Raw genomic sequence first — 2,595 nt, forward strand, 5'->3', positions numbered from 1 at the left:
TGAGTATTCGACCCTTTGAGCACCACTGATTATTGCGGTTGAGCACCGCCGGATATCGCGGTTCAGCACCAGGCGGTATTGCCGGTGAGCACCATCCCCGTGAAGCGGCGCTCACCGGCGTCGACTCAGTTGGCCGCGGCGGTGTGCTCGCGCATGTTCACCTCGCCCGTCTCGATCCAGAGGGTGTTGTGGACGATGCGGTCCATGATCGCGTCGGCATGGACTCCGCCGCCGAGGCGCCCGTGCCAGTCCTTCTTCGCGTACTGGGTGCAGAACACCGTCGAGGTTGCGTCGTAACGTCTCTCGAGCAGCTCGAGGAGCATGGTTCTCGTGTCGTCGGTCGGGGTGTCGAGCAGCCATTCATCGATCACCAGGAGCGTGAACGTGGAGTACTTCCGCAACCACTTCTCCCGGCCGGCGGGCTTGTCTTTCGCCGCGACCCAGGACTCTTCGAGGTCGGGCATGCGGATGTAGTGCGCTCGGTAGCGGTGCTGACAGGCCTGCTTCGCCAACGCCGATCCGAGGTAGGACTTCCCGGAGCCGGTGAACCCTTGGAACACGACGTTCATCTGTCGGGCGATGAACTGGCAGGTCCCGAGCTGCGCGATCACACCCCGGTCGAGGCCGCGCCTCTCGAGCATGTCGACCCGGCGGAGGTCCGCGTTCGGGTAGCGGAGCCCGGCGCGTCGGACAAGGCCTTCGACCTTGGAATGGGTGAACGCGGCGTGGGCGTCGTCGACAGCGATCTTGATCCGCTCCTCGAACACCACCCCGATCGTGAGGGCATCGTCCTGGGCTTCGATTGCGTCGACCAGCGACGTGACGCCCATCTCGCGCAGCTTCCGTTTGGTCTCGGAGTCGAGCCGGCTCATCGGGCGCCTCCTGCGTAGTAGTCGGCGCCGCGGACATACCCCGCCGGCTCGGGTGGTGTGCCGGGTGTCATCCAAGCATCACGGTTGCCGGGCTCGTCCTGCCTGGTCTCGAGGATGGGTCGCAGGTGCGCATAGCGCGGCGACCTCACCTTCGACGCGAGAGCGATGCCGGCGGCCGCTTCGACGCGGTCGGCGGAGTACCGGCGCGTCATGCGGAGCACCGCCAGTGCAGCGTTGATGCCCTGCTCATCGACGGGCACCGACTCGAAGATCCGGTTCACGACGATCGTTGCGTTCTCCCCGATCCTCGCCGCCCATTCCCGGACCCTGGGGGCGTCCCACTGCCGATACTGCGGACCGTCGGGCAGATCACTGTCATGGGTGCGGTACTCGTTCACCGCCCCGACCGGAGCGAGAAGATGACTGGTCAGGCGATCCTGCCCGGCGAACACTTCGAGCATCCTGTCGGTGACCCGCAGATCGACGGCGCGACCGATGTGGACGTAGGGAACGGAGTAGAAGTTCTTCTCGAACACCACATGCCCGTTCTTCTGGACCCGACGCCCGTAGACCCACCGGGAGATCTCGAACGGGACGGCCGGCAGCGGCCGCAGCAGCGGCTTCTCCTCACCCTCGAACACGCCCAGCCTGGACCCGGTGCGCTTCTGGAACGGCTCCGCGTTGAACGCCGTCATCCGCTCGTAGACCGCGGCCCGCAACTCCGGCAACGTCGCGAACGACTGGTTGCGGAGCGCCGCGATCACCCAGGTCGCGATGTTGCCGACGGTGTTCTCGACGCTCGCCTTGTCCTTCGGCTTCTTCACCCGCCCGGGCAGCACCGCCGCCGAGTAATGCGCCGCGAGCTCCCGATACGCGTCGTTGAGCACCACCTCACCCTCCGCCGGGTGGGAGATCACCCCAGTCTTCAAGTTGTCCGGGACGATCCGGGGAACACTGCCGCCGAACCAGTCGAACATCGCGACGTGGGCGCGCAACCAGGTGTCCTGCTTCATGTCCAGCGTCGGCTCGACGAACGCGAACCTCGAGAACGGCAACGCCGCAACGAACAAGTAGACCCTCGACACGACACCGGTGACCGGGTCGACGAGCTGCATCATCTTGCCCGACCAGTCGACCTCGATCGACTGTCCCGCCTTGTGACCGACCCGCGACGCCGCCCCGGTGATGAGGACGTGGTGCTGGTATGACTTGCAGAACCGGTCGTATCCCATCGCCGGCTCACCCCCGGCCCGGCAGGCATCGACGTACTCGCCGTGGAGCAGCTTGAGCGTGACTCCTACCTTCGCGAGCTCCTTGTGAACCTGGCCCCAGTCCGGCTGCGCGTGAACACTGTCGTGCTCACCTCGACCGGGGAACAGCCGCGAATACACCTCCGCGTCATCGAGACCGGCAACAGCGTCGTAATCGATGCCCTCCCGGTCGGCGGCCTGGAACACCGCGATCACCGAGTGCCGCGACATGCCCTGCGCCTCGATCTGCCGCTTCGAGAACCCCTCCGTGCGAAGCCGGAGCACCAGCTTCGCCTTGATCCTGCGTACCATCCGAACTACTCCTTCTGCCGCGTGATTGGCCACGCGGCAGAAGGAGCCTACGAAGGTGGTGCTGAAGCCGAATATCCGGTGGTGCTCAACGACAAGAACACGTCGCTCAGCGAGCGGTGCTCAACCGCAATACCGGTGGTGCTCAGAGGGCCTAATACTCA

2 protein-coding genes are annotated in these 2,595 nt (G+C 65.4%); both read right to left on the reverse strand.

The annotated features are described in order from the left end of the window. Positions 1–125 precede the first annotated feature (125 nt). Positions 126–872 carry an ATP-binding protein gene (locus tag ACWAUG_RS13470; RefSeq protein ID WP_460802815.1) on the reverse strand — a complete coding sequence of 249 codons (747 nt, stop codon included), beginning with the start codon at positions 870–872 and terminating at the stop codon, positions 126–128. Beyond that, a complete protein-coding gene (gene istA, locus ACWAUG_RS13475; protein WP_460802816.1) occupies positions 869–2,434 on the reverse strand; it encodes an IS21 family transposase in 1,566 nt (521 codons plus the stop codon). Before istA ends, ACWAUG_RS13470 begins: the two co-directional genes overlap by 4 nt. Positions 2,435–2,595 lie beyond the last annotated feature (161 nt).

The sequence above is a fragment of the Microbacterium sp. GXF6406 genome (assembly GCF_054798215.1).